At 75.2% G+C, this 6,986-nt stretch carries 2 protein-coding genes; both read left to right on the forward strand.

Going from position 1 to position 6,986, the window contains the following annotated elements:
* Nucleotides 1-10 precede the first annotated feature (10 nt).
* On the forward strand, nucleotides 11-5,086 hold the full coding sequence (locus tag EES42_RS39855; RefSeq protein ID WP_241196888.1) for a non-ribosomal peptide synthetase: 5,076 nt from the start codon (nucleotides 11-13) through the stop codon (nucleotides 5,084-5,086).
* The coding region (locus tag EES42_RS39860; RefSeq protein ID WP_164495509.1) for a condensation domain-containing protein at nucleotides 5,083-6,986 on the forward strand (1,904 nt) is incomplete at its 3' end. The genes EES42_RS39855 and EES42_RS39860, both read left to right, overlap by 4 nt.

Here is a 6,986-nt window from a genome sequence, read left to right on the forward strand (position 1 = left end):
AGGAGAGACTGTGAACGACCGCACGCTGTCGGGTTCGTACACCGGTGCAACCATTGCCCGGCCCAGGACCGCACCCCTGCTGCCCGCGCTGTTCGCCGCCCAGCGCACCCGTACCCCTGACGCACCCGCCGTGATCGGCGCCGACGGAACCGTGGTCACCTACGCCGGACTCGGCGCGCGCGCCGCGCTGTTCGCCGCCCGGCTGCACGCCCTCGGCGTGCGCCCCGGTGACTTCGTGGGCGTGTGCCTGCGCCGCGGACCCGACCTGGTCGCCGGGCTGCTCGGCGTCTGGCTGGCGGGCGGCGCCTACGTACCGCTCGATCCGAACCACCCCGAGAGCCGCATCGCCCTCGTCCTGGAGGACGCGCAGGCGCCGGTGGCCCTCGCCGAGCGGTCCACCGCCGACAAGCTGCCCACGGGCACCCGGGTGCTGCTCGCCGAGGACGTCACCGGCGAACAGCCCGGGGGAGTGCCGGAGTTCGTCGCCGAATCGGCCCGGCCCGCCTACGTACTGCACACCTCCGGCTCCACCGGCCGCCCCAAGGGCGTCGTCGTCCCGCACGAGGGCATCGCCAACCGGGTGCGCTGGCTCGCCCACCGCCACCGGCTCGGCCCCACCGACCGGGTGCTGCTCAAGACCACCGTCGGCTTCGACGCCGCCGGACTGGAGCTGTTCTCCCCGCTGGTCAGCGGCGCCGCCCTCGTGCTCGCCCCCGACGGCGCCGAGCGTGACCCGGCGACCCTGCTCGCCGCCGTCGCCGACCACGGCGTCACCGTCCTCCAGGGCGTCCCCTCCGTCTACCGGCGCCTCGTCGACGAACCCGGCTGGGAGCGGACCACCGCCCTGCGCCTGGTCTTCAGCGCCGGCGAACCCCTCCACGCCGACCTGTGCCGCCGCATCCTCGAACGCGCGCCCGGCGTACGGATCTGGAACACCTACGGACCCACCGAGGCGTCCGTCGACATCACCGAGCACCTGTGGGACCCGGACCAGGACACCGGTGCCGTCCCCATCGGGCGCCCCATCGGCAACATGCGCGTGGTCGTCCTCGACCCGGCCGGACGGCCCGTGCCGGTCGGCGTCCCCGGTGAACTCCACGCGGGCGGCATCGGGCTCGCCCTCGGCTACCTCGGCCGCCCGGACCTGACCGCCGAACGCTTCGTGCCCGACCCGCACACCGAGGGGCAGCGGCTCTACCGCACCGGCGACAAGGTGCGCTGGCGCGCCGACGGCGCCCTCGAATACCTCGGCCGTCTCGACCAGCAGGTCAAGGTCAACGGCGTACGGATCGAGCCCGGCGAGGTCGAGGCCGCGCTCGCCGCCCACCCCTGGGTGCGCACCGCCGTCGCCGCCGCCGTGCCCGACCCCGCCGGCGGGGGCCACCGGCTCGCCGCCTGGGTGCAGCCGCGCGGCGAGGCCCCCCGCCCCGACGAACTGCGCGCCTTCCTGCGCCGCACCCTGCCCGATGTCCTGGTGCCGTCCGTCTTCGTGACCGTCGACGAGTGGCCGCTCACCGCCAGCGGGAAGATCGACCGGGGCGCGCTGCCCGATCCGGCCGAGAGCCGCACCGAGACCGCCTACGTCCCGGTGCGCGACGCCACCGAGCGGGCCGTCACCGAGATCTGGGCCCAGCTGATCGCCGTCCCCGCCGGGGAGATCGGCGCCACCCACGACTTCTTCCAGCTCGGCGGCTCCTCACTGATGCTGACCCGGCTCTCCGAGCTGCTGTCGGCGTCGGCGGGCACCCGCGTACCGCTGCGCGCCCTGTTCACCGCGACCACCGTCGAGACCCAGGCCGCCCTGATCGGCCGACCCGCCGACCCGACCGGCGACGACCACATTGCGGAAACGGTCCTTCCCGTGCCCCGCAAGCCCGAGGGCCTGCCGCTCTCGCCCGGCCAGCAGGGCATGTGGCTGCTCGACCGGCTGCGCCCCGGCAGCAGGGAGTGGAACGCCCCCGCCTTCCTCACCCTGCCCGCCGAGTACAGCGACGCCACCGTCGCCGCCGCCCTCGGCGCACTCGCCGACCGGCACGAGATCCTGCGCACCCGGTACGTGCTGAACGGCACCGAGCCCGTCCAGATCGCCGACGCGCCCGGCACCCGTCCGCCCCGGCTGCGCACCGCGCTCGCCGCGACCGCCGACGAGTTGAACGTCCTGGTGCAGGAGGAGTTCGCCCGCCCCTTCGACCTGGAGAACGGACCCGTCTGGCGGGCTCTGACCGTACGCCGGGGGACCGAGCACCTGCACGTGGTCCTCTCGCTGCACCACATCGCCTGCGACGGCTGGTCCTCCGTCGTCCTGGAGCGCGACCTCAAGGCGCTCGCCGAGGCCGCGCACACCGGCACCGACGCCCGGCTGCCCGAGCTCCCGGTGCAGTACGCCGACCACGCCACCCACCGGCGCGCCCGGCTCACCGACACCTTCGTCTCGCGCGAACTCGACCACTGGAAGCGGGTGCTGGACGGCATCGCCCCGCTCGACCTGCCCACCGACCGGCCCCGGCCCCCGGTGCGCGACGCGCACGGCGCCGTCCACCTCTTCACGATCCCGGCCGCGCTCACCGAGCGCGTCGCGGCCCTCGGCCGCAGCTGCGGGGCGACCCTCCAGCAGACCCTGCTCACCGCGTTCTCCGCGCTCGTCGCCCGCCTCACCGGCCGCTGGGACGTCCCGGTCGGCATCCCGGTGGCCGGCCGAGAGCGGCCCGAGACCGCCGATGTCGTCGGGTTCTTCCTCAACACCCTCGTGCTGCGCTGCGACGCCGCCGCCGACACCACCTTCCGTGACGCCGTCGTCCGGGTCCGCGACACCGCCCGCGAGGCCTTCGCCCACCAGGAGCTGCCCTTCGACCGGCTCGTCGCCGAGCTCGACGAGAGCCGCGATGCCGCCCGCACCCCGCTCTACCAGGTGATGTTCGACCTGCACGAGGAGGGCCGCACCGGCACCGCGACCTCGGCCGGCGACCTCGACGCCTTCCGGGGCGCCTGGCAGGCCGCCCGCACCGACCTCACGTTCGTCGTGCAGCGCCGGGACGACGGCTCCCTGCTCGGCATGGCCGAGTACGCCACCGCCCTGTTCGACCCGGCCACCGTCGAGCGGTTCGCCGACTGCTGGACCCGACTGCTGGAGGCGGTCGCCGACGACCCGTGGGTACGGCTGGGCACCGCCGACATCCTGCCCGCCCCGCTCCGCGCCGAACTCGTCGCCCACGGCCCCGGCCCCGCCGGAGCGGGGGACACCATCACCGGAGCGTCCGACGGGGGCGTACACACCGCGATCGCGGAGGTGGCCCGGCGCTCCCCGCAGGACCCGGCCGTCGTCTGCGGCGACGAGACCTGGACGTACGAACGGCTGACCCGGCGCGCCGAATTCCTCGGCCACCGGCTCCGCGGCCTCGGCGCCGGCCCGGAGACCACCGTCGCCGTGCTGCTCGGCCGCACCCCCGAGCTGCTCGCCACGATCCTCGGCAGCTGGCACGCCGGCGCCGCCCATGTGCCGCTCGACCCGGGCGCGCCCGACGACCGGATCGCCCATGTGCTCGCCGACTCGGGGGCGGGCGTCCTCGTCACCGACACGGCGGGCGCCGCACGCCTGGCCGGGATCCACCGCGGCGCCGTCCTCACCCTGGACACGGAACCGGACGCCGCGCCGCCGGCGGACGCCGAGCCGCTGCCCGCCGGGGACGGCACCCGCCTCGCCTACCTGATGTACACCTCCGGCTCCACCGGCCGCCCCAAGGGCGTCGCCGTGGAACACCGCACCCTGCTGCCCACCCTGCGCGCCTTCCAGGCCCACCTGGACTTCGGGCAGGGCCCCGACGACGCCTATCTCGCCCTGGCCCAGCCCACGTTCGACATCTCCTGGACCGAACTCGTCATGCCGCTCGTCGCGGGCGGCCGGGTCGTTCTCGCCCAGGACCACGAACTGCGCGACCACCGAGCCCAGTTGGCGCTGCTCGACCGGCACGGCGTCAGCCACCTCCAGGCCGCCCCCGCGCACTGGCAGATGCTGATCGACGCCGGCTTCGGCCGCCGCCCACTGGTCGGCAAGACCGGCGGCGAGGACTGCCCGCCCGCCCTCGCCCGCGACCTATCGCGCAGGCTGCGGCGGTTCATCAACGAGTACGGGCTCACCGAGACGACCATCGCCTCCACCCGGTGGGACGCGCACGACACCGCGCAGTCCACCCCGATCGGCCGCCCCTACCCGCACTGCACCGTCCGGGTCCTGGACGAGAACCTCACCCCCGTGCCGTACGGGGTGACCGGCGAACTGTGCATCGGTGGGACCGCCCTCGCCCGCGGCTACCACGGCAGGCCCGACCTGACCGCCGCCGTGTTCGTACCCGACCCGTACGGCGAGCCCGGCGCCCGCCTCTACCGCAGCGGCGACATGGCCCGCCTGCTGCCCGACGGCACGCTGGAGTTCGCCGGGCGCGCCGACGGCCAGGTCAAGATCCGAGGCAGGCGGGTGGAGACCGGCGAGGTCCAGGGCGTCCTGGCCGAGCACCCCGGAGTCGCCCGGGCCGTGGTCACCGTCCACGGCACCGGCCCCGACGCCGCGCTCATCGGCTACTGGGTGGCCGCCGACAACACCCCCGTACCCGGCGACAGCGCGCTCCTGGACCACTGCGCCCGCAGGCTGCCCGACTACATGGTCCCCGCGCTGCTCGTACCGATCACCGCCGTACCGCTCACCCGGCACGGCAAGGTCGACACCGCGGCCCTGCCCACGCCCGACCTCGCAGCCGCGCTCGCCGACGAGCCGTACACCGCGCCCGAAGGACCCGTCGAGGAGATCATCGCCGGGATCTGGGCCGAGGTGCTGCACGGCCCGGAAGCCGTCGCCGGCCACCGGATCGGCGCCCGCCAGGGGTTCTTCCGCAGCGGCGGCAACTCCGTGCGCGCCGCCCAGGTCGTCGCCCGCATCCAGGAGGAGTTCGACGTCGAACTGCCCCTGCGCGCCGTCTTCGAACGCCCCACCGTCGCCCGGCTCGCCGAAGCCGTGGAAGAGGCCGTGACGGCCGAGATAGAGAAGCTCACCGAAGCCGAACTCGCCCTCGCCCACAGGGAGTACCAGCCGTGACCGCACCCACCGCGCCGACGCAGCCCACACAGGAGGAGCTGCGCGCCGAGCTCCTGCGCCGCCGCCTCGCCGGGCGCGGCGCCGGCACTCCCGCCCGCACCGCCTCGATCCCGCGCGCCGACCGCACCAAGCCCCTCGAACTCTCGGCCGGGCAGCGCCAGTTGTGGTTCCTGCACCAGCTCGACCCGGAGAGCCCCGAATACCTGCTGCCGATGGCGTACCGGCTGCGCGGCCCGCTGTCGCCGGGCACCCTCCAGCAGGCGTTCGACTCGCTCGCCGCCCGCCACGAGATCCTGCGCACCCGCTACGTCCTGGACGCGGCCGACCCCCGGCAGGTCGTCGACCCGGCCGGGCCCGTCGACCTCGCCGTCACCGACCGGCCCGGCCTGGACGCCGCCGCCCGGGACGCGGCCGCCGTCGCCTTCACCGAGGCCCGCGCCGCCGAGACCTTCGACCTGGCCGCCGACCACCCGCTGCGGGTACGGCTGCTGCGCTTCGCCCCCGACGACCACGTCCTGCTCGTCGTCATGCACCACATCGCCTGCGACGCGCTGACCCGCCCGCTGCTCCTGGCCGACCTCGCCGCCCTCCACCGGGGCGAGGAACTGCCCGAACTGCCCGTCCAGTACGCCGACTACGCGGCCTGGGCGGCCCGCCGGCAGAGCGGCCCCGACGCCGACCGCGGCCTCGACCGCTGGCGCCGGGAGCTCGCCGGCGTCGAACCGCTCGCCCTGCCCACCGACCGGCCCCGCCCCGCCGTACGAACCTGGGGCGGTGCCACACACGGCTTCGACGTCCCCGCCGCCACCGCCACCGCGCTGCGCAAGGTCGCCCGCGACGGCGACGCCACCCTCTTCATGGTGCTGCTCACCGCCTACCAGACCCTGCTCGGCCGCTACACCGGCAAGCGGGACGTGTCGGTCGGCACCGCCGTCTCCGGACGCACCCGCCCCGAACTGCGGCAGATGGCCGGATACGCGTACAACACCCTGGTGCTGAGGGGTCGTTGGGGCGCCGACCCGGCCTTCCGGGACGTCCTCGCCGCCAACCGCACCACCGTGCTGGACGCCTTCGACCACCAGGAGACGCCGTTCGACCGGATCGCCGACGAGCTGGAGCCCGAGCGCGACCTGTCCACCACACCGCTCTTCCAGGTCATGTTCGACCTCGCGTCCGGCGAGGGGGCCGACGGCCCCGACCTGCCCGGCGTCACCGCCGAGCCCGTCCCCGCCGCGAGTTCCATCGCCCGTTTCGACCTGACACTGCACCTCACCGAACGCGCCGACGGAGCCCTGCACGGCAGCCTCGAATACGCCACGGCCCTCTTCGATGCGGCCACCGCCGCCCGGATCGCCGGCCACTACACCCGGCTCCTCGCCCAGATCGCCGCCACCCCCGACGCCCCGCTGTCCACCCTCGACCCGATCGGCCCCGAGGAGCGCGCCCTGCTCCTGGACGGACCGGCCACCCCCGTCGGCACCGATCGCCCCCTCGACGCCACCGCCCTGCGCCCCGTCCTGGAAACCGTCCTGGAACAGGCCGCGGCCACCCCCGACGCCACCGCCCTGCGCCACGGCGACACCACGTACACCTACCGCCGGCTCGCCGAGGAATCGGAGCAGTACGCCCGCCGGCTCGCCGGGCTCGGCATCGGCCCCGAGGACACCGTCGCCGTACTCCTGGACCGCTCGCCGCGACTGGTCGCCGCCCTGCTCGGCATCTGGCGCGCGGGCGCCGCGTACGTACCCGTCGACCCCGGCTACCCGGACGAGCGCGTCGGCCACATGCTGGCCACCACCGGCACCCGGACCGTCCTCACCGAGACGCGCTACGCCGACCGCTTCGCCGGCCCCACCGTCCCGGTCACCGACGAGGACGGTTCCACCGTCCTGGACATGGA

It is taken from the genome of Streptomyces sp. ADI95-17, assembly GCF_003846175.1.
GTDB classification, from domain to species: domain Bacteria; phylum Actinomycetota; class Actinomycetes; order Streptomycetales; family Streptomycetaceae; genus Streptomyces; species Streptomyces sanglieri.